The sequence below is a fragment of the Streptomyces sp. NPDC048211 genome (assembly GCF_043202315.1).
Classification (GTDB): domain Bacteria; phylum Actinomycetota; class Actinomycetes; order Streptomycetales; family Streptomycetaceae; genus Streptomyces.
On sequence record NZ_JBIDAD010000001.1, the window covers coordinates 144,714 to 164,520 of the forward strand.

At 69.0% G+C, this 19,807-nt stretch carries 16 protein-coding genes; 15 read left to right on the forward strand and 1 reads right to left on the reverse strand.

Translation table 11 applies throughout. The features are described from left to right. Positions 1-50: 50 nt before the first annotated feature. Positions 51-899 carry a C40 family peptidase gene (locus ACGFZA_RS00665; protein WP_385274959.1) on the reverse strand — a complete coding sequence of 283 codons (849 nt, stop codon included), beginning with the start codon at positions 897-899 and terminating at the stop codon, positions 51-53. Between the two features lie 781 nt (positions 900-1,680). On the opposite strand from ACGFZA_RS00665, the gene ACGFZA_RS00670 reads away from it, so the two are divergent. From ACGFZA_RS00670 to recQ, 15 genes are all read left to right on the forward strand, one after another. Continuing rightward, a complete protein-coding gene (locus tag ACGFZA_RS00670; RefSeq protein ID WP_123460983.1) occupies positions 1,681-2,040 on the forward strand; it encodes an NADH-quinone oxidoreductase subunit A in 360 nt (119 codons plus the stop codon). Between the two features lie 17 nt (positions 2,041-2,057). Continuing rightward, entirely contained in the window at positions 2,058-2,612 is a 555-nt protein-coding gene (locus tag ACGFZA_RS00675) for an NADH-quinone oxidoreductase subunit B family protein (protein WP_030926341.1), read from the forward strand. Then, positions 2,609-3,325: an NADH-quinone oxidoreductase subunit C gene (locus tag ACGFZA_RS00680; RefSeq protein ID WP_385274955.1), complete on the forward strand. Its 717-nt coding sequence runs from the start codon at positions 2,609-2,611 to the stop codon at positions 3,323-3,325. Before ACGFZA_RS00675 ends, ACGFZA_RS00680 begins: the two co-directional genes overlap by 4 nt. Then, entirely contained in the window at positions 3,325-4,647 is a 1,323-nt protein-coding gene (locus ACGFZA_RS00685; RefSeq protein ID WP_385274952.1) for an NADH-quinone oxidoreductase subunit D, read from the forward strand. The genes ACGFZA_RS00680 and ACGFZA_RS00685 overlap by 1 nt, the downstream gene beginning before the upstream one ends. A gap of 29 nt (positions 4,648-4,676) precedes the next feature. Next, positions 4,677-5,492 carry an NADH-quinone oxidoreductase subunit NuoE gene (gene nuoE / locus ACGFZA_RS00690; protein WP_385275233.1) on the forward strand — a complete coding sequence of 272 codons (816 nt, stop codon included), beginning with the start codon at positions 4,677-4,679 and terminating at the stop codon, positions 5,490-5,492. After that, positions 5,492-6,856 carry an NADH-quinone oxidoreductase subunit NuoF gene (gene nuoF / locus ACGFZA_RS00695; RefSeq protein ID WP_385274949.1) on the forward strand — a complete coding sequence of 455 codons (1,365 nt, stop codon included), beginning with the start codon at positions 5,492-5,494 and terminating at the stop codon, positions 6,854-6,856. The genes nuoE and nuoF overlap by 1 nt, the downstream gene beginning before the upstream one ends. Then, positions 6,853-9,360: an NADH-quinone oxidoreductase subunit G gene (locus ACGFZA_RS00700; RefSeq protein ID WP_393676252.1), complete on the forward strand. Its 2,508-nt coding sequence runs from the start codon at positions 6,853-6,855 to the stop codon at positions 9,358-9,360. The genes nuoF and ACGFZA_RS00700 overlap by 4 nt, the downstream gene beginning before the upstream one ends. Further along, entirely contained in the window at positions 9,357-10,760 is a 1,404-nt protein-coding gene (gene nuoH, locus ACGFZA_RS00705) for an NADH-quinone oxidoreductase subunit NuoH (protein ID WP_393676254.1), read from the forward strand. Before ACGFZA_RS00700 ends, nuoH begins: the two co-directional genes overlap by 4 nt. Further along, a complete protein-coding gene (gene nuoI, locus ACGFZA_RS00710; RefSeq protein WP_393676256.1) occupies positions 10,753-11,490 on the forward strand; it encodes an NADH-quinone oxidoreductase subunit NuoI in 738 nt (245 codons plus the stop codon). The genes nuoH and nuoI overlap by 8 nt, the downstream gene beginning before the upstream one ends. Next, on the forward strand, positions 11,487-12,317 hold the full coding sequence (locus tag ACGFZA_RS00715) for an NADH-quinone oxidoreductase subunit J (protein ID WP_385274937.1): 831 nt from the start codon (positions 11,487-11,489) through the stop codon (positions 12,315-12,317). The genes nuoI and ACGFZA_RS00715 overlap by 4 nt, the downstream gene beginning before the upstream one ends. Next, on the forward strand, positions 12,314-12,613 hold the full coding sequence (gene nuoK, locus ACGFZA_RS00720) for an NADH-quinone oxidoreductase subunit NuoK (RefSeq protein WP_018101339.1): 300 nt from the start codon (positions 12,314-12,316) through the stop codon (positions 12,611-12,613). Before ACGFZA_RS00715 ends, nuoK begins: the two co-directional genes overlap by 4 nt. Before the next feature lie 15 nt (positions 12,614-12,628). Beyond that, entirely contained in the window at positions 12,629-14,530 is a 1,902-nt protein-coding gene (nuoL, locus tag ACGFZA_RS00725; RefSeq protein ID WP_393676259.1) for an NADH-quinone oxidoreductase subunit L, read from the forward strand. Between the two features lie 4 nt (positions 14,531-14,534). Next, positions 14,535-16,106 (forward strand): NADH-quinone oxidoreductase subunit M, encoded by a 1,572-nt coding sequence (locus tag ACGFZA_RS00730; RefSeq protein ID WP_385274931.1) that lies wholly within the window; start codon positions 14,535-14,537, stop codon positions 16,104-16,106. Next, positions 16,103-17,767 (forward strand): NADH-quinone oxidoreductase subunit NuoN, encoded by a 1,665-nt coding sequence (nuoN, locus tag ACGFZA_RS00735; RefSeq protein WP_393676261.1) that lies wholly within the window; start codon positions 16,103-16,105, stop codon positions 17,765-17,767. The genes ACGFZA_RS00730 and nuoN overlap by 4 nt, the downstream gene beginning before the upstream one ends. A gap of 166 nt (positions 17,768-17,933) precedes the next feature. Beyond that, on the forward strand, positions 17,934-19,807 hold a 1,874-nt coding region (gene recQ / locus ACGFZA_RS00740; RefSeq protein WP_393676263.1), incomplete at its 3' end, for a DNA helicase RecQ.

Here is a 19,807-nt window from a genome sequence, read left to right on the forward strand (position 1 = left end):
GGGAGCTACGGCCCTTCGATGTGCGCCGAGGCGCTTGTGAATCCGTGAACTCAGAGGACGCGGACCGCGCCGGTCGGCATGTCGTAGTCCAGGGGGCGCTGCACCACACCGGTGGAGGAGTTCTGTGCCCCGACGAACTGGCCGCCGCCCACGTAGATCCCGACGTGGTACGCGCTGCCGGCGCCGCCCCAGTACAGGATGTCGCCCGGCTGGAGGTTGCTCAGGGAGACCTGGGTGCCCGCGGTCGACTGGCTCTGCGAGACGCGCGGCAGGTCGACGCCCACCGTGCGGAACGCGGCCTGGACGAGGCCGGAGCAGTCCCAGGAGTTGGGACCGGTGCCGCCGGACACGTACGCGTCGCCGACCTGCGCCTGCGCGAACGCGACGACGGAGGCGGCGGAGCCCGTGGCGGTGGAGGAGTACGACGTCGTGGCGGACGACGAGGAGGCGGACGAGGAGGAGCCGGTGGAGGCGCTCAGCGTCGTGCGCGCGGCCGAGCGGGAGGCGCGCTCGGCGGCCTCCGCCTTGGCCTCGGCCTCGGCCTTCGCGGCGGCTTCGGCCTTCTTCTTGGCCTCGGCCTTGCGGACCGCCTCGGCCTTGGCCTTCTTGGCGGCCTTGGCGGCGGTGGTGGCCGCGGCCTCCTCGTGGGCCTGCGTCTCCAGGTCCAGGGCGACCTGCTGCGTGGCCTCGGCGGATGCCGCGACGGCGGTGGAGAGCCCGGCCGTGATGGTGGGCATCTCGATGGTCTGGGTCACCGGCTCGGCGGCCTGGGCCGGACCGGCAGCGCCTGCGACCGCGATGGTGCTGAGGACGCCACCGGCAACTCCGGCCCGCAGCGCCGTCTTCGAGGCGTTTCGGCGGGGCTTCCGGTGGCTGGGTATGAGAGCGGTGTGGGACATGGGTACTAGCGCTATCAGGGCCTCAGGGGTCCCATCAAGAAACGTGTGTTGCGACACAGTTACGTCCGGAATCTATGAATCCGCTTCCTGAGAGCCCTTATTGACGCCGTAACGGGCAAATCGGGCAAGCTTCGAAACGGCTGTGAGCACGGGTTTTCGGCAATACGCCCGAATTGCCCGTCACTTACCATCCGTTCACACGCTTGGCCAAGCCCGCTTGTATGGCGGCCCCTGTGGAGTGACGCAGGTCACAGCATGCCCTCGGTGTGATGGGCATACGAGGGCCTCGCGCGCGGAGCGTCCCGTGCGCGGGGAACGGGTGGCGGGCGTCGACCCATTCACCCCATAGGGGGTGTATGCCGGGAGACGCCCGCTTCGTTCCGTGCGCCTTCCGTGTGAGCGGCTCCGCTCCGATCGCAGAGTGGGGCAGATCCCTTTATCACCCGATCGCGTCCATGGCCAATTTGGCGGCAGGTGCTGGGGCTTGATAGAGCGACACCCGTTTGACCAGCGGTAACAGCAGGAGATGTCACGTCTCGTGATCACTCGGCCGCTTCGTGTACGAAGATCACCGCTCATCCGACTTCATGATCGTTCGTCAGGTGGTGGAGATCACAAAGGCGTTGTCGTACCCCGTGTCGCAGATCACAGGACGGCAGGCATAGGATGCGGGGCAGTCGGGCTTGTGAACTGCCTCACATGTGCACGATCTTGGTGAGGTGGCGAGCCAGGTCGCCCGATGCGGTCCAACGGTCAAGGACGACTGGAAGGAGCGAGGAGCGTGAATGCCTACGCGCCCATCCTCGTGCTCGGTGCCCTCGGGGCGGGGTTTGCGATCTTCTCCGTGGTCAGTGCCACGCTTATCGGCCCCAAGCGGTACAACCGGGCGAAGCTCGAAGCGTACGAGTGCGGTATTGAACCCACCCCGACTCCAGCCGGAGGCGGCCGTTTTCCCATCAAGTACTACCTGACGGCGATGCTCTTCATCGTCTTCGACATCGAGATCGTCTTCCTCTATCCCTGGGCGGTCACCTTCGACGCCCTCGGGATCTTCGGGCTCGTCGAGATGCTGCTCTTCGTGCTCACCGTCTTCGTCGCCTACGCGTATGTATGGCGTCGTGGCGGCCTGGAATGGGACTGAGGGGCTGAGGGGCACATATGGGACTCGAAGAGAAGCTGCCCAGCGGCTTCGTGCTGACCACTGTCGAGCAGGCCGCCGGCTGGGTACGGAAGTCCTCCGTCTTCCCGGCCACGTTCGGACTCGCCTGCTGCGCCATCGAGATGATGACGACCGGGGCGGGGCGCTACGACCTGGCCCGGTTCGGCATGGAGGTCTTCCGCGGATCGCCGCGCCAGGCGGACCTGATGATCGTGGCAGGGCGGGTGAGCCAGAAGATGGCCCCCGTCCTGCGGCAGGTCTACGACCAGATGCCGAACCCCAAGTGGGTCATCTCCATGGGTGTTTGCGCGTCATCGGGCGGGATGTTCAACAATTACGCCATTGTTCAGGGTGTTGATCATATTGTCCCGGTTGATATCTATTTGCCGGGCTGCCCGCCGCGGCCCGAGATGCTGATGGACGCGATCCTCAAGCTCCACCAGAAGATCCAGGGCTCCAAGCTCGGGGTCAACGCGGAGGAGGCCGCCCGCGAGGCGGAGGACGCGGCGCTCAAGGCACTGCCCCTGATCGAGATGAAGGGGCTGCTGCGATGAGCGACCAGGAGCAGCGAGACGGCAACGGCGTCCCCGCCCCGCGCGACGAGCACGGCGAGGTCATCGGCGTACGCAAGGGCATGTTCGGCGCCGACAACGGCGGCGACACCTCCGGCTACGGCGGCCTCGTCCGTACCGTCGTCCTGCCGGGCGCCACCGCGCGCCCGTACGGCGGCTGGTTCGACGAGGTGGCCGACGAGCTCGAAGGCGCCCTGGAGGAACAGGGCCTGCTTCCCGGCAACGCCATCGAGAAGACGGTCGTCGACCGCGACGAGCTCACCTTCCACATCGCCCGCGAGCACCTGCCCACCGTCGCCAGGACCCTGCGCGACGACCCGGCGCTGCGCTTCGAGCTCTGTACGGGGGTGAGCGGCGTCCACTTCCTCGGTGACAAGGGACGCGAGCTGCACGCCGTCTACCACCTGCGGTCCCTCACCCACGGCCGGCTCATCCGGCTGGAGGTCTCCGCGCCGGACAGCGATCCGCACATCCCGTCCCTCGTCGCGGTCTACCCGACCAACGACTGGCACGAGCGCGAGACCTACGACTTCTTCGGGCTCGTCTTCGACGGGCACCCCGCCCTCACCCGGATCATGATGCCGGACGACTGGCAGGGCTTCCCGCAGCGCAAGGACTATCCGCTCGGCGGCATCGCCGTCGAGTACAAGGGCGCCCAGATCCCGGCTCCGGACCAGCGGAGGTCGTACTCCTGATGACCACTCCCCACGCGACTCCCCGCGCCACGACGGAGGGGACTGTATATACAGTCACCGGCGGCGACTGGGACGAGGTCGTCGAGTCGGCGGTCAAGTCCGACGACGAGCGCATCATCGTCAACATGGGTCCCCAGCACCCGTCCACGCACGGCGTGCTCCGGCTGATCCTGGAGATCGACGGCGAGACCGTCACCGAGGCCCGCTGCGGCATCGGCTACCTCCACACCGGCATCGAGAAGAACCTCGAATTCCGGAACTGGACGCAGGGCACCACCTTCGTCACGCGCATGGACTACCTGACGCCGTTCTTCAACGAGACGGCGTACTGCCTGGGGGTCGAGAAGCTCCTCGGCATCGAGGACCAGATCCCCGACCGGGCCACCGTCCTGCGCGTGCTGCTGATGGAGCTCAACCGGATCTCCTCGCACCTGGTGTGCATCGCCACCGGCGGCATGGAGCTCGGCGCCACGACGATCATGATCTACGGCTTCCGCGATCGTGAACTCGTTCTCGATCTCTTCGAGCTGATCACCGGCCTGCGGATGAACCACGCGTTCGTCCGCCCCGGCGGACTCGCCCAGGACCTGCCCCCGGGCGCGGTCGACCAGCTGCGCGAGTTCGTGAAGACCATGAAGAAGAACCTGCCGGAGTACGACAAGCTCGCGACCGGCAACCCCATCTTCAAGGCCCGCATGCAGGACGTCGGCTACCTCGACCTGACCGGCTGCATGGCGCTCGGCGCCACCGGCCCCGTCCTGCGCTCCGCCGGACTCCCGCACGACCTGCGCAAGACCGATCCCTACTGCGGGTACGAGAACTACGAGTTCGACGTCCCCACGGCGGACAGCTGTGACTCCTACGGCCGCTTCCTCATCCGGCTGGAGGAGATGCGCCAGTCGCTGCGGATCATCGAGCAGTGCATCGACCGGCTCGCGCCGGGACCGGTCATGGTCGCCGACAAGAAGATCGCCTGGCCCGCGCAGCTCGCGCTCGGACCGGACGGACTCGGCAACTCGCTCGACCACATCAAGAAGATCATGGGCACCTCCATGGAGGCCCTGATCCACCACTTCAAGCTGGTGACCGAGGGCTTCCGGGTCCCGCCCGGGCAGGCGTACACCGCCGTCGAGTCGCCCAAGGGCGAGCTCGGCGTGCACGTCGTCTCCGACGGCGGCACCCGCCCCTACCGGGTCCACTTCCGTGACCCGTCCTTCACCAACCTCCAGGCCATGGCGGCGATGTGCGAGGGCGGTCAGGTCGCCGACGTCATCGTCGCCGTCGCATCCATCGACCCCGTGATGGGAGGCGTCGACCGGTGACCGAAGCACGTAGCGAAGTCAGTCTGGGGATGCCGCAGCTCCCCGCCCCCGCCTACCCGGCCGAGGTGCGCGCCAGGCTCGAAGCGGATGCGAAGGAGGTGATCGCCCGCTACCCCGACAGCCGCTCCGCGCTGCTGCCGCTGCTGCACCTCGTGCAGTCGGAGGAGGGGTACGTCTCGCGTACGGGCATGGCGTTCTGCGCCGAGGTGCTCGGGCTCACCACCGCCGAGGTCACCGCGGTCGCCACCTTCTACACGATGTACCGGCGCAAGGCCGGCGGCGACTACCAGGTCGGCGTCTGCACCAACACGCTCTGCGCGGTGATGGGCGGCGACGCCATCTTCGACCGGCTCAAGGACCACCTCGGCGTCGGCAACGACGAGACGACCGAGGACGGCAAGGTCACCCTCGAACACATCGAGTGCAACGCGGCCTGCGACTTCGCGCCCGTCGTGATGGTGAACTGGGAGTTCTTCGACAACCAGACGCCCGAGAGCGCGACGCGGCTCGTCGACGACCTGATCGCCGGCCGTACCGTCGAGCCGACCCGCGGCGCCCCGCTCTGCTCGTACAAGGAGACCGCCCGGATCCTGGCCGGCTTCCCCGACGAGCGCCCCGGCGCCGTCGCGGCCTCCGGCGGCGCGGGACCCGCCTCGCTCATCGGCCTGAAGCTGGCCAAGGGCGAGGCCACGCCGCAGCCCCGCGTGGTGGGCCCGCGCGGCGAGGCCCCGCGCGACGAACCGCAGAAGGGCGCCGAACACCTCAGCTCCCACGACGCACCGCAGCAGACCTCGGCGTCCGACCCGGACCACCCGGCCGGCCCCGCCGCCGAGGAGGGGGAGTGATGACGTTGGCCGCCGAAATCGACAAGAACGGGACCAGTCCCGAGAAGCTTCTCGCGCCTGTCCTGTCCGCCTTCTGGGACCAGCCGGAATCCTGGACCCTGGACACCTACCGGCGCCACGAGGGATACGAAGGGCTGCGCAAGGCCCTGGCCATGTCCCCGGACGACCTCATCGCGTACGTCAAGGACTCCGGTCTGCGCGGCCGCGGCGGCGCCGGCTTCCCCACCGGGATGAAGTGGCAGTTCATCCCGCAGGGCGACGGCAAGCCGCACTACCTGGTGGTCAACGCCGACGAGTCGGAGCCCGGGACCTGCAAGGACATCCCGCTCCTCTTCGCCAACCCGCACAGCCTGATCGAAGGCATCGTGATCGCCTGTTACGCGATCCGCTCCTCGCACGCCTTCATCTACCTGCGCGGCGAAGTCGTCCCCGTACTACGACGGCTGCACGAGGCCGTACGCGAGGCGTACGAGGCGGGCTATCTCGGTACGGACATCATGGGCTCCGGACTCGATCTGGAACTCACCGTGCACGCGGGCGCCGGCGCGTACATCTGCGGTGAGGAGACCGCGCTGCTCGACTCGCTCGAAGGACGCCGCGGCCAGCCCCGGCTGCGCCCGCCCTTCCCCGCGGTCGCCGGTCTGTACGCCTGCCCCACTGTGGTGAACAACGTCGAGTCCATCGCCTCGGTTCCCGCGATCCTGAACAAGGGCAAGGACTGGTTCAAGTCCATGGGCAGCGAGAAGTCCCCGGGCTTCACGCTGTACTCGCTCAGCGGCCACGTCTCAGGACCCGGCCAGTACGAGGCCCCGCTCGGCATCACGCTGCGCCAGCTCCTCGACATGAGCGGCGGCATGCGCCCCGGTCACCGGCTGAAGTTCTGGACCCCGGGCGGCTCCTCCACCCCCATGTTCACCGAGGAGCACCTCGACGTGCCCCTCGACTACGAGGGCGTCGGCGCCGCCGGATCCATGCTCGGCACCAAGGCACTCCAGTGCTTCGACGAGACGACCTGCGTCGTGCGCGCCGTCACCCGCTGGACCGAGTTCTACGCCCACGAGTCCTGCGGCAAGTGCACGCCCTGCCGTGAAGGCACGTACTGGCTGGTGCAGTTGCTGCGCGACATCGAGGCCGGCAAGGGACAGATGGCCGACCTCGACAAGCTGAACGACATCGCCGACAACATCAACGGCAAGTCCTTCTGCGCCCTCGGCGACGGCGCCGCCTCGCCGATCTTCTCGTCGCTGAAGTACTTCCGCGACGAGTACGAGCAGCACATCACCGGCAAGGGCTGCCCCTTCGATCCCGCCAGGTCGACCGTCTGGGCCGACGACAAGAACGCATCCCAGGGGGTGAACGCATGACAGTCACCACGAGTGCGCCCTCCGGGGGCGGCGAGGCGGCACTCCCGCCCGAGGACCTGGTCACGCTGACCATCGACGGCATCGAGATCAGCGTGCCCAAGGGCACCCTGGTCATCCGGGCCGCCGAACTCCTCGGCATCGAGATCCCGCGCTTCTGCGACCACCCGCTCCTCGACCCGGCCGGCGCCTGCCGCCAGTGCATCGTCGAGGTCGAGGGCCAGCGCAAGCCGATGGCGTCCTGCACCATCACCTGCACCGACGGCATGGTCGTCAAGTCGCAGATCACCTCGCCGGTCGCCGACAAGGCGCAGCGCGGCGTGATGGAGCTGCTGCTCATCAACCACCCGCTGGACTGTCCGGTCTGCGACAAGGGCGGCGAGTGCCCGCTGCAGAACCAGGCGATGTCGCACGGCGACGCGACCTCCCGCTTCGACGGGAAGAAGCGGACGTACGAGAAGCCCGTCCCGATCTCCACCCAGGTGCTGCTGGACCGTGAACGGTGCGTGCTCTGCGCGCGCTGCACCCGGTTCTCCAACCAGGTGGCGGGCGACCCGATGATCGAGCTGATCGAGCGCGGCGCGCTCCAGCAGGTCGGCACCGGTCAGGGCGACCCGTTCGAGTCGTACTTCTCCGGCAACACCATCCAGATCTGCCCCGTCGGGGCGCTGACCTCGGCGGCGTACCGGTTCCGCTCCCGCCCCTTCGACCTGGTGTCGACGCCCTCGGTGTGCGAGCACTGCGCGGGCGGCTGCGCCACCCGCACCGACCACCGGCGCGGCAAGGTCATGCGGCGCCTCGCCTCCAACGACCCCGAGGTCAACGAGGAGTGGCTCTGCGACAAGGGCCGCTTCGGCTTCCGCTACGCCCAGCAGCGCGACCGGCTCACCACTCCGCTGGTCCGCAACGAGGCGGGCGAGCTGGAGCCGGCGAGCTGGCCCGAGGCGCTGGCCGCGGCGGCCGCCGGTCTGTCCGCCGCCCGCGGCCGGACCGGCGTCCTCACGGGCGGCCGGCTGACCGTCGAGGACGCGTACGCGTACAGCAAGTTCGCCCGGATCGCCCTGGACACCAACGACATCGACTTCCGGGCCCGGGTACACAGCGACGAGGAGGCCGACTTCCTGGCCGCCCGCGTCGCGGGCCGGGGACGCGACCTGGACGGCAGCGGGGTCACGTACACCTCGCTGGAGAAGGCCCCGACCGTGCTGCTGGTCGGGTTCGAGTCCGAGGAGGAGGCGCCCGGCGTCTTCCTGCGGCTCCGCAAGGCGAACCGCAAGCACGGACAGCGCACCTTCTCCGTCGCCTCGCACGCCACCCGCGGCCTCACGAAGGCGGGCGGCACGCTGTTGCCCGCCGCCCCCGGCACCGAGACCGAGTGGCTGGACGCGATCTCGGGCGGGGTCGGCCTGGACGGCGACGGCGCCGTCGCGGCCGAGGCGCTGCGCGGTGCGGGCGCCCTGATCGTGGTCGGCGAGCGGCTGGCCGGAGTGCCGGGCGGGCTGACCGCCGCGGTACGGACCGCGACCGCGACCGGTGCCACCCTGGTGTGGATTCCGCGCCGGGCCGGCGAACGCGGTGCGGTGGAGGCGGGTGCGCTCCCGTCGCTGCTGCCCGGCGGCCGCCCGGCCACCGATCCGCGGGCCCGGGACGAGGTGGCGTCCGTCTGGGGTGTCGCCGAACTCCCGTCCCGCTTCGGCCGCGACACCGGCCAGATCGTCGAGGCCGCGGCCTCCGGCGAACTGGGCGCGCTGCTCGTCGCGGGTGTCGAGGCCGACGACCTGCCGGATCCGGCACGGGCCCTGGAGGCCCTGGACCGCGTCGGTTTCCTGGTCTCCCTGGAGCTCCGGCCCAGCGAGGTCACCGACCGCGCCGACGTGGTCTTCCCGGTGGCCGCGGTCGCCGAGAAGTCCGGCACCTTCCTCAACTGGGAGGGCAGGGCGCGGATGTTCGAGGCCGCGCTGAAGCCCGAGCAGATGACCCGCAACCTGGCCCCGGGCGACGCCCAGGTGCTGCACATGCTCGCCGACGCCCTGGACGTCCACCTGGCGCTGCCGGACCTGAAGTCCGTACGCCGCGAACTGGACCGGCTCGGCGGCTGGCAGGGCACGCACGCGGACGACCCGCGCGCCTCGGCGCAGCCGCTGCCCCGGCCCGGCGACGGCGAGGCCATCCTCGCGGGCCACCGGATGCTGCTCGACCTGGGCCGCCTCCAGGAGGGCGACACGGCGCTGGCCGGTACCCGGCACGCCGCGGTCGCCCGCCTCTCCGCCGCCACCGCGGCCGAGACCGGCGTCAAGGACGGCGATCTGCTGGCCGTGTCCGGCCCGGCGGGCACCGTACAACTGCCGCTCCAGGTCACCGAGATGCCGGACCGGGTGGTCTGGGTGCCGCTGAACTCCGTCGGGCGAGGCGTCCCGGCCGACACCGGTGTCCGGCCCGGCGGCCCGGTCCGGATCGGCCCCGCCGCACCCGGCATTTCCGACGTCACACCGGAGGTGGGGGCGTGAGTGCCTTCGCTCAACTGGCCGCGGCCCCGCACGGTTCCGTGCTCGCCGCCGAGGACCTGTCGATGTTCGGCAATGACCCCTGGTGGCTCGTCGTCGTCAAGGCGGTCTTCTGCTTCGCGTTCCTGATGGTGACCGTGCTCTTCTCCATCGTGTGGGAGCGCAAGGTCGTCGCCTGGATGCAGCTGCGCATCGGCCCCAACCGGCACGGCCCCTGGGGCATGCTCCAGTCGCTCGCCGACGGCATCAAGCTGATGCTGAAGGAAGACGTCATCGTCAAGCGGGCCGACAAGGTCGTCTACGTCCTCGCCCCGATCATCGCGGCGATCCCGGCGTTCATGGCGATCGCGGTCATCCCGTTCGGGCCGTCCGGCAACGAGGTCTCGATCTTCGGGCACCGTACGGCGATGCAGCTCACCGACCTGCCGATCGCGATGCTCTACATCCTCGCGGTCGCGTCGGTCGGGATCTACGGCATCGTGCTGGCGGGCTGGTCCTCCGGATCCACGTACCCGCTCCTCGGCGGGCTCCGCTCGTGCGCGCAGATGATCTCGTACGAGATCGCGATGGGCGCCGCGTTCGCCTCGGTCTTCCTCTACTCCGGTTCGATGTCGACCTCGAAGATCGTGGAGGCGCAGGAGGACCGCTGGTTCATCATCCTGCTGCCGGTCTCCTTCATCATCTACATCGTCACGATGGTCGGTGAGACCAACCGCGCCCCGTTCGACATGCCGGAGTCCGAGGGCGACCTGGTCGGTGGCTTCAACACCGAGTACTCGTCGATCAAGTTCGCGATGTTCATGCTCGCCGAGTACGTCAACATGGTGACCGTCTCCGCCGTCTCCGTGACCCTGTTCCTGGGCGGCTGGCGGGCCCCGTGGCCGATCAGCACCTTCTGGGAGGGCGCGAACCACGGCTGGTGGCCGATGCTCTGGTTCGTCATCAAGGTCCAGCTGCTGCTCTTCTTCTTCATCTGGCTGCGCGGCACGCTGCCCCGGGTCCGCTACGACCAGCTCATGAAGCTGGGCTGGAAGGTCCTGATCCCGGTCTCCGTCGTCTGGCTGATGATGGTCGCGACGGTGCGGGCGCTGCGCAACGAGGGCTACGACTTCTCGAAGATCCTGCTCTATGTGGCCGGGGCCGTGATCGCGGTCCTGCTGATCTCCTTCGTCGTCGACATGTTCCGCGACAAGAAGGGCCGGGAAGCCGCGGCCGACGCGGAACCGGAGCCGGCGTTCGACCCGATGGCGGGCGGGTTCCCGGTGCCGCCGCTGCCCGGACAGACCCTGCCGCCCGTGCCGCGGCGCAGGCCGCGCCGCGAGCGGGAGCTCGTTGTCAGTGGCGGCGTGGATACTCAGAGTGACGGAAATCCGAGTGACGGAAAGGAGGCCGACCATGTCTGAACTGCCTGAGTCGCGTGGGTCCGAGAGGGCGCCGAAGGCCACCGGGCCGACGGGGTCGAGCGCGGCTTCCGGGGCCTCGGGAGCCGGCGGGTCCGCCCAGTCCCCGCAGCCCCCGCAGTCCTCGGAGGACAAGTTCCAGAATCCGGTGGCCGGCTTCGGCGTGACCTTCAAGGCCATGTTCAAGAAGCGGCTGACCGAGCAGTATCCGGAGACGCCGAAGGTGACGGCGCCGCGCTTCCACGGCAGGCACCAGCTCAACCGCCACCCGGACGGCCTGGAGAAGTGCGTCGGCTGCGAGCTGTGCGCCTGGGCCTGTCCGGCGGACGCGATCTACGTCGAGGGCGCGGACAACACCGACGAGGAGCGCTACTCCCCGGGGGAGCGCTACGGCCGCGTCTACCAGATCAACTACGCGCGCTGCATTCTCTGCGGACTGTGCATCGAGGCCTGCCCGACCCGGGCGCTCACGATGACCAATGAGTTCGAGCTCGCCAACACCACCCGCGAGAGCCTCATCTACACCAAGGACGAGCTGCTCGCGGGCCTGGAGGAAGGCATGGTCGACAGCCCGCACGCGATCTTCCCCGGCACGGACGAACAGGACTACTACCGGGGCCTGGTGACCGAGGCCGCCCCCGGTACGGAACGCCAGCTCGCCGTCTCCAAGGGCGAGAAGCCGGACGACGGGGACAGCGAGAGCAACGGCGCGGCGCAGGAGGTGGACGCATGACCGGCCTGGCCGCTGCGGCCTCCCACACCTCGACCGGCGAGGCCTTCCAGTTCTGGGTGCTGGGCACGGTCGCCGTGATCGGCGCCCTGTCCACCGTGCTGATGAAGAAGGCCGTGCACAGCGCGCTGAGCCTCGCCGGGACCATGATCATCCTGGCGGTGTTCTACCTCGCCAACGGTGCCTACTTCCTCGGCGTCGTCCAGATCATCGTCTACACCGGCGCGATCATGATGCTGTTCCTCTTCGTGGTCATGCTCGTCGGTGTCACGGCGGCGGACTCGCTGAAGGAGACCCTCAAGGGCCAGCGCTGGCTGGCCGCCGGGTGCGGGCTCGGCTTCGGTGTCCTGCTGATCGCCGGAATCGGCAACGCCTCGCTCGGCAGCTTCAACGGACTCGGCACGGCCAACGCGGAGCACGGCGGAAACGTGGAGGGGCTCGCCAGCCTCATCTTCACCAAGTACGTCTTCGCCTTCGAGATCACCGGCGCGCTGCTGATCACCGCCACCGTCGGCGCGATGGTGCTCACGCACCGCGAGCGCACCGAACGGGCCAGGACCCAGCGGGAGATGTCCGAGGACCGCGTGCGCAGCAGCCACCTGCCGCCGCTTCCCGCACCCGGCGTCTACGCCCGGCACAACGCCGTGGACGTCGCCGGACTGCTCCCGGACGGCACACCGTCCGAACTCACCGTCATGCAGACGCTGCGCAAGCGCGGCCAGATGCGCGATGTGTCCCACGAGTCGCTGGCCGGCCTCAAGGCACTGGAGCAGCGCTCCGGTGAGCGGCTCGGCCGGGACACCGCAGAAGAAGAGGAGGTCGCCAAGTGAATCCGGTCAACTACCTCTATCTCGCCGCTCTGCTGTTCACCATCGGCGCGGCCGGGGTGCTGATCAGGCGGAACGCGATCGTGGTGTTCATGTGCGTGGAGCTGATGCTCAACGCCTGCAACCTCGCGTTCGTCACCTTCTCCCGGATGCACGGCAATCTCGACGGCCAGATCATCGCCTTCTTCACGATGGTCGTCGCCGCCGCGGAGGTCGTGGTCGGGCTCGCGATCATCGTGTCGCTGTTCCGTTCCCGCCACTCGGCCTCGGTCGACGACGCCAGCCTGATGAAGCTGTAGAGGGGCGCTTGCACTGTGGAGAACCTGATTGCGCTGCTTGTCGCGGCGCCCCTGCTCGGAGCGGTGGTGCTGCTCTGCGGCGGCCGACGCCTGGACCGCGTGGGCCACTGGCTCGGCACCGCGCTCGCCGCCGCCTCCTTCGTCGTCGCGGTGGTGCTCTTCACCGACATGCTCGGGAAGGGCGCCGAGGACCGCGCGCTGCACCAGAAGCTGTTCAGCTGGATTCCGGTCGAGGGCTTCCAGGCCGATGTGGCCTTCCAGCTCGACCAGCTGTCGATGACCTTCGTCCTGCTGATCACGAGTGTGGGCACCCTGATCCACATCTACTCGATCGGCTACATGGAGCACGACGAGCGCCGGCGCCGCTTCTTCGGCTACCTCAACCTGTTCGTCGCGGCGATGCTGATCCTGGTCATCGCCGACAACTACCTGCTGCTGTACGTCGGGTGGGAGGGCGTCGGTCTGGCGTCGTACCTGCTCATCGGCTTCTGGCAGCACAAGCCCAGCGCGGCGACCGCCGCGAAGAAGGCCTTCCTGGTCAACCGGGTCGGCGACATGGGCCTGTCGATCGCGATCATGCTGATGTTCACCACCTTCGGCACGTTCGCCTTCGCTCCCGTTCTGGAAGCCGCCGGATCCGGCCAGGCGAGCGAGGGCAAGCTGACGGCGATCGGCCTGATGCTCCTCCTCGCCGCCTGCGGCAAGTCGGCCCAGGTGCCGCTGCAGTCCTGGCTCGGTGACGCGATGGAGGGCCCGACCCCGGTCTCGGCCCTGATCCACGCCGCCACCATGGTCACCGCGGGTGTCTACCTGATCGTCCGCTCCGGCGCGATCTTCAACGGCGCCCCGGACGCCCAGCTGGTCGTCGTGGTCGTCGGAGCGGTCACGCTGATCTTCGGTGCGATCGTCGGTTGCGCGAAGGACGACATCAAGAAGGCCCTCGCCGGGTCGACGATGTCGCAGATCGGCTACATGATCCTGGCCGCCGGGCTGGGCCCCATCGGCTACGTCTTCGCGATCATGCACCTGGTGACGCACGGCTTCTTCAAGGCCGGGCTCTTCCTCGGTGCCGGTTCGGTCATGCACGGCATGAACGACGAGGTGGACATGAGGAGGTACGGCGGCCTGCGGAAGTACATGCCGGTCACCTTCGTCACCTTCGGACTCGGCTACCTCGCGATCATCGGCTTCCCCGGTCTGTCCGGCTTCTTCTCCAAGGACAAGATCATCGAGGCGGCCTTCGCCAAGGGCGGCACCGAGGGATGGATCCTCGGAGCGGTCACGCTGCTGGGTGCGGCGATCACCGCGTTCTACATGACGCGCGTGATGCTGATGACGTTCTTCGGCGAGAAGCGCTGGCAGCCGGACGCCGAGGGCCACGACCCGCATCCGCACGAGTCCCCGAAGTCGATGACCGTCCCCATGATCATCCTGGCGTTCGGTTCGGTGTTCGCCGGAGGGTTCTTCTCCATCGGTGACCGCTTCCTGCACTGGCTGGAGCCCGTCACCGGCCACAGCCACGGGGACGCCCCGCTCAGCGCGACCACCGTCACCGCCGCCACCATGGTGGTGCTCGTCATCGGTGTCGCCATCGCCTGGGCGATGTACGGACGCAAGACGGTGCCCGCGGTCGCCCCGCGCGGCTCGCTGCTCACCCGGGCGGCCCGCCGCGACCTCCTCCAGGACGACTTCAACCACGTGGTCCTGGTCCGCGGCGGCGAGCACCTCACCCGCTCCCTGGTCTACGTCGACCACTCCCTGGTCGACGGCGTCGTCAACGGCACGGCCGCCTCCATGGGCGGGCTCTCCGGCCGGCTGCGCAAACTGCAGAACGGCTACGCCCGCACCTACGCGGTCTCGATGTTCGGCGGTACGGCGGTCGTCATCGCCGCGACCCTGCTGATGAGGGCGGTCTGATCACATGTCCTTTCCTCTCCTGACAGCGACGGCGGCGCTCCCGGCGATCGGTGCGGTCGCCACCGCCGCCGTCCCGGCGGCCCGGCGCACCGCGGCCAAATGGCTGGCGCTGGCCTTCTCGCTGGGCACCCTGGTGCTGGCCGGCATCGCGCTCGCCCGCTTCGAGCCCGGTGGCAGCCGCTACCAGCTCACCGAATCGCACGCCTGGATCAAGGACTTCGGCGTGCGGTACGAGCTGGGCGTGGACGGCATCGGGCTGGCGCTCATGGCGCTCACCGCCCTGCTGATCCCCTTCGTCATCCTGGCCGGCTGGCACGACGCCGACCCCCTGGAGACGAACTCCTCCCGCTGGCGCCCCACTCAGGGATTCTTCGCCCTGATCCTGATGGTGGAAGCGATGGTGGTCCTCTCCTTCGTGGCCACCGACGTCTTCCTCTTCTACATCCTGTTCGAAGCCATGCTCATCCCGATGTACTTCCTCATCGGCGGCTTCGGGGACCGGGCCCACTCGGGGAGCGACGAGAACGCGGCGGCCCAACGTTCTTACGCCGCAGTCAAGTTCCTCCTCTACAACCTGGTCGGCGGGCTCATCATGCTGGCCGCGGTGATCGGGCTCTACGTGGTCACGGGGACGTTCTCGCTCTCCGAGATCGCCGCGGCCCGCGCCGACGGCTCGCTCTCCATGGCGACGAGCACCGAGCGCTGGCTCTTCCTCGGGTTCTTCTTCGCCTTCGCGGTGAAGGCTCCGCTGTGGCCGCTGCACACCTGGCTGCCCAACGCCATGGGCGAGGCGACCACTCCGGTCGCCGTGCTGATCACCGCGGTCGTCGACAAGGTCGGCACCTTCGCGATGCTCCGCTTCTGCCTCCAGCTCTTCCCGGAGGCCAGCAAGTGGGCCACACCGGTGGTCCTGGTCCTGGCACTGATCAGCATCGTCTACGGGGCGCTGCTCGCCGTCGGCCAGCGCGACATCAAGCGGCTGATCGCCTACGCGTCGATCTCCCACTTCGGCTTCATCATCCTGGGCATCTTCGCGATGACCAGCCAGGGCCAGTCGGGCGCGACGCTCTACATGGTCAACCACGGCATCTCGACGGCCGCGCTGATGCTGGTGGCGGGCTTCCTGATCACCCGGCGCGGTTCCCGGCTCATCGCCGACTACGGCGGAGTGCAGAAGGTGGCGCCGGTCCTGGCCGGCACCTTCCTGATCGGTGGCCTGGCCACGCTGTCGCTGCCTGGGCTCGCCCCGTTCGTCAGTGAGTTCCTGGTCCTGGTCGGTGCGTTCGCCGCGTATCCGGCGGTCGGCATCATCGCTACCACCGGGATCGTGCTCGCCGCGATCTACGTCCTCGTCCTCTACCAGCGGACGATGACGGGACCGGTCAAGGCCGAGGTCCAGGGCATGGCGGACCTCAAGGTCCGTGAGCTGGCCGTGGTCGTCCCGCTGATCGCTCTGCTGATCTTCCTGGGCGTCTATCCGAAGCCGCTGACGGAGATCGTCAACCCGGCGGTGCAGCACACCATGTCCGACGTACAGAAGAAGGACCCCCAGCCCGAGGTGGAGGCCGCCAAGTGAGCGCAACAGCTGTCCACAGCCTGTGGACAATGGCGGGCGGGGTGACATCGGCCGCCCCGGACGAGAAGTTCAAGGCCCCGGTCATCGAGTACACCCAGCTGACCCCGGTCCTGATCGTGATCGGAGTCGCCGTCCTCGGCGTGCTCGTCGAGGCCTTCGTGCCGCGCCGGGCCCGCTACTACACGCAGGTCTTCCTGACCGTCGTCGCGCTGGTCGCCGCGTTCGCCGCGGTGATCGGCCTGGCAGCCACCGGATACGGTACGACAAAGGCACACATCGCCGCGATGGGCGCCATCGCCGTCGACGGGCCCGCACTGTTCCTCCAGGGCACGATCCTGCTGACGTCGCTGGTCGCCGTCTTCACCTTCGCCGAGCGGCGGCTCGACCCCGAGTCGCACGGCAGCCGGGTCGACTCGTTCGCCGCGCAGGCCGCTTCGGTCCCGGGCAGCGACAGCGAGAAGGCCGCCGTCAAGGCCGGGTTCACCACCACCGAGGTCTTCCCGCTCGTCCTCTTCTCGGTGGCGGGCATGCTGGTCTTCCCGGCGGCCAACGACCTGCTGACGCTCTTCGTGGCCCTGGAAGTCTTCTCCCTCCCGCTCTACCTCCTCTGCGCCGTCGCCCGCCGCAAGCGGCTGATGTCGCAGGAGGCCGCGGTGAAGTACTTCCTCCTCGGCGCCTTCTCCTCGGCGTTCCTGCTCTTCGGGATCGCCCTGCTCTACGGATACGCGGGCTCCGTCTCGTACGCGCAGATCGCCACCGTCGTCGACGGCTCGATCCAGCAGATCGACCCGGCGCTCGCCGACACCATGGGCAACGACGCGCTGCTGCTCATCGGCGGCGCGATGATCCTGACCGGCCTGCTCTTCAAGGTCGGCGCCGTCCCGTTCCACATGTGGACCCCGGACGTCTACCAGGGCGCCCCGACCCCGGTCACCGGCTTCATGGCCGCGGCCACGAAGGTCGCCGCGTTCGGCGCGCTGCTGCGCCTGCTGTACGTGGTGCTGCCGGGCCTCACCTGGGACCTGCGCCCGGTCATGTGGGGCATCGCGATCGTCACGATGGTGGGCGGCGCGGTCGTCGCCATCACCCAGACCGACATCAAGCGGCTGCTGGCCTACTCCTCGATCGCGCACGCCGGATTCATCCTCGCCGGTGTCATCGCGGCCACCCCGCAGGGCATCTCCTCGGTGCTCTTCTACCTGGCCACGTACTCCTTCGTGACGATCGGCGCCTTCGCCGTCGTCACCCTGGTGCGTGACGCGGGCGGCGAGGCGACGCACCTGTCGAAGTGGGCCGGGCTCGGCCGGCGCTCGCCGCTGGTCGCGGCGGTCTTCGCGGTGTTCCTGCTGGCCTTCGCCGGTATCCCGCTCACCTCGGGCTTCTCCGGGAAGTTCGCGGTGTTCAAGGCCGCGGCCGAGGGCGGTGCGGGCGGACTGGTCGTCGTCGGTGTGATCTCCTCGGCGATCGCCGCGTTCTTCTACATCCGGGTCATCGTGCTGATGTTCTTCAGCGAGCCGAAGGCGGACGGCCCCACGGTCGCCGTCCCGTCCCCGCTGACGATGACGACGATCGCGGTCGGTGTCGCGGTCACCCTGGTGCTGGGCCTGGCCCCGCAGTACTTCCTGGACCTGGCGAGCCAGGCGGGAGTGTTCGTGAGGTAGGCGGACGCACCACCGTTTCGACGGCGCCGGACGGGCTTGGAAGTCAAGCCCGTCCGGCTTTGTCGTAGGCGGCGCCTATCGTGGCAGGGGAGAGCACTGGGACAGAACGGGACAGCCGTCGGGGGAACAGCGCAATGAGCATGAGGGCGGGACAGGCGTGACGGACATGACCACGGACGTGAGCACGGACGTGACCGAGAGCGATGCACTGCAGACGCTCCACCGGGTCTTCGGGTACGAGACGTTCCGCGGCGAGCAGGAAGCGGTCGTCGACCACGTGGTGGCGGGCGGCGACGCCGTCGTGCTCATGCCGACCGGCGGCGGCAAGTCGCTCTGCTACCAGATCCCGTCCCTGGTCAGACGGGGCACCGGCATCGTCATCTCCCCGCTGATCGCCCTGATGCAGGACCAGGTGGACGCGCTGCGGGCGCTCGGCGTGCGGGCCGGGTTCATCAACTCCACGCAGGACTTCGACGAGCGCCGCTCGATGGAGGCCCAGTTCACCGCGGGCGAGCTCGATCTGCTGTATCTGGCCCCCGAGCGGCTCCGGCTGGACTCCACCCTCGGCCTGCTCTCCCGGGGCGAGATCTCCGTCTTCGCGATCGACGAGGCGCACTGCGTCGCCCAGTGGGGCCACGACTTCCGGCCCGACTACCTGGCCCTGTCGGTGCTGGGCGAGCGCTGGCCCGACGTCCCGCGCATCGCCCTGACGGCGACGGCGACCGAGGCCACGCACCGGGAGATCACCCAGCGCCTGGGCATGCCCGACGCCAAGCACTTCGTGGCCGGCTTCGACCGTCCCAACATCCAGTACCGCATCGTGCCCAAGGCCGACCCGAAGAAGCAGCTGCTGTCCTTCCTCAAGGAGGAGCACGAGGGGGACGCCGGCATCGTCTACTGCCTCTCGCGCAACTCCACGGAGAAGACCGCCGAGTACCTCTGCCGCAACGGCATCGAGGCCGTCCCGTACCACGCGGGTCTCGACGCCGGCACCCGAGCGGTTCACCAGTCCCGCTTCCTGCGCGAGGAGGGCCTCGTCGTCGTCGCGACGATCGCCTTCGGCATGGGCATCGACAAGCCGGACGTCCGCTTCGTCGCCCACCTCGACCTGCCGAAGTCCGTCGAGGGCTACTACCAGGAGACCGGCCGGGCCGGCCGTGACGGCGCCCCGTCCACGGCCTGGATGGCGTACGGACTCCAGGACGTCGTCCAGCAGCGCAAGCTCATCCAGGGCGGCGAGGGAGACGAGGCGTTCCGCCGCCGTGCGGCCTCGCACCTGGACTCGATGCTGGCGCTGTGCGAGACGGTGCAGTGCCGCCGGGCCCAGCTGCTGAAGTACTTCGGCCAGGAGCCCGCCACGGCCTCCTGCGGCAACTGCGACACCTGCCTGACCCCGCCGGAGACCTGGGACGGCACGGTGGTCTCCCAGAAACTGCTGTCCACGGTCGTCCGGCTGAAGCGGGAGCGCGGGCAGAAGTTCGGCGCCGGCCAGATCATCGACATCCTGCTGGGCCGCAAGACCGCGAAGGTCATCCAGTTCGACCACGACCAGCTCTCGGTGTTCGGCATCGGCGAGGAGCTGGCCGAGGCGGAGTGGCGGGGCGTGGTCCGGCAGCTGCTGGCCCAGGGCCTGATCGCCGTCGAGGGCGAGTACGGCACGCTGGTGCTCACGGAGGAGAGCGGCACCGTGCTCGGCCGGGAGCGCGAGGTGCTGCTGCGCAGGGAGCCGAAGAAGCCCACGTCGTCCCGCTCCTCCTCGAAGGGCGAGCGGAAGGCGAAGTCCTCGGCGGCCGCCGCCGAACTCCCGCCGGAGGCACTCCCGGTCTTCGAGGCCCTGCGCGCCTGGCGCGGCGCCCAGGCCAAGGAGCTGGGCCTGCCCGCGTATGTGATCTTCCACGACGCGACGCTGCGCGAGATCTCGACCCTGCGCCCGTCGTCGCTCGGCGAGCTGGGCGGGATCAGTGGACTGGGCGAGAAGAAGCTGGCGACGTACGGGGAGGGCGTGCTGGAGGTGCTGGCGGGCCTCGACATGGACGAGGC

What these genes read in the sequence shown, in the direction of transcription:
- ACGFZA_RS00715 (WP_385274937.1), top strand. Translation starts at nt 11,487, where the DNA reads ATGACCGGCCTGGCCGCTGCGGCCTCCCACACCTCGACCGGCGAGGCC.
- ACGFZA_RS00680 (WP_385274955.1), top strand. Translation starts at nt 2,609, where the DNA reads ATGAGCGACCAGGAGCAGCGAGACGGCAACGGCGTCCCCGCCCCGCGC.
- nuoF (WP_385274949.1), top strand. Translation starts at nt 5,492, where the DNA reads ATGACGTTGGCCGCCGAAATCGACAAGAACGGGACCAGTCCCGAGAAG.
- ACGFZA_RS00730 (WP_385274931.1), top strand. Translation starts at nt 14,535, where the DNA reads ATGTCCTTTCCTCTCCTGACAGCGACGGCGGCGCTCCCGGCGATCGGT.
- ACGFZA_RS00700 (WP_393676252.1), top strand. Translation starts at nt 6,853, where the DNA reads ATGACAGTCACCACGAGTGCGCCCTCCGGGGGCGGCGAGGCGGCACTC.
- ACGFZA_RS00685 (WP_385274952.1), top strand. Translation starts at nt 3,325, where the DNA reads ATGACCACTCCCCACGCGACTCCCCGCGCCACGACGGAGGGGACTGTA.
- nuoI (WP_393676256.1), top strand. Translation starts at nt 10,753, where the DNA reads ATGTCTGAACTGCCTGAGTCGCGTGGGTCCGAGAGGGCGCCGAAGGCC.
- ACGFZA_RS00675 (WP_030926341.1), top strand. Translation starts at nt 2,058, where the DNA reads ATGGGACTCGAAGAGAAGCTGCCCAGCGGCTTCGTGCTGACCACTGTC.
- nuoE (WP_385275233.1), top strand. Translation starts at nt 4,677, where the DNA reads ATGCCGCAGCTCCCCGCCCCCGCCTACCCGGCCGAGGTGCGCGCCAGG.
- ACGFZA_RS00665 (WP_385274959.1), bottom strand. Translation starts at nt 899, where the DNA reads ATGTCCCACACCGCTCTCATACCCAGCCACCGGAAGCCCCGCCGAAAC.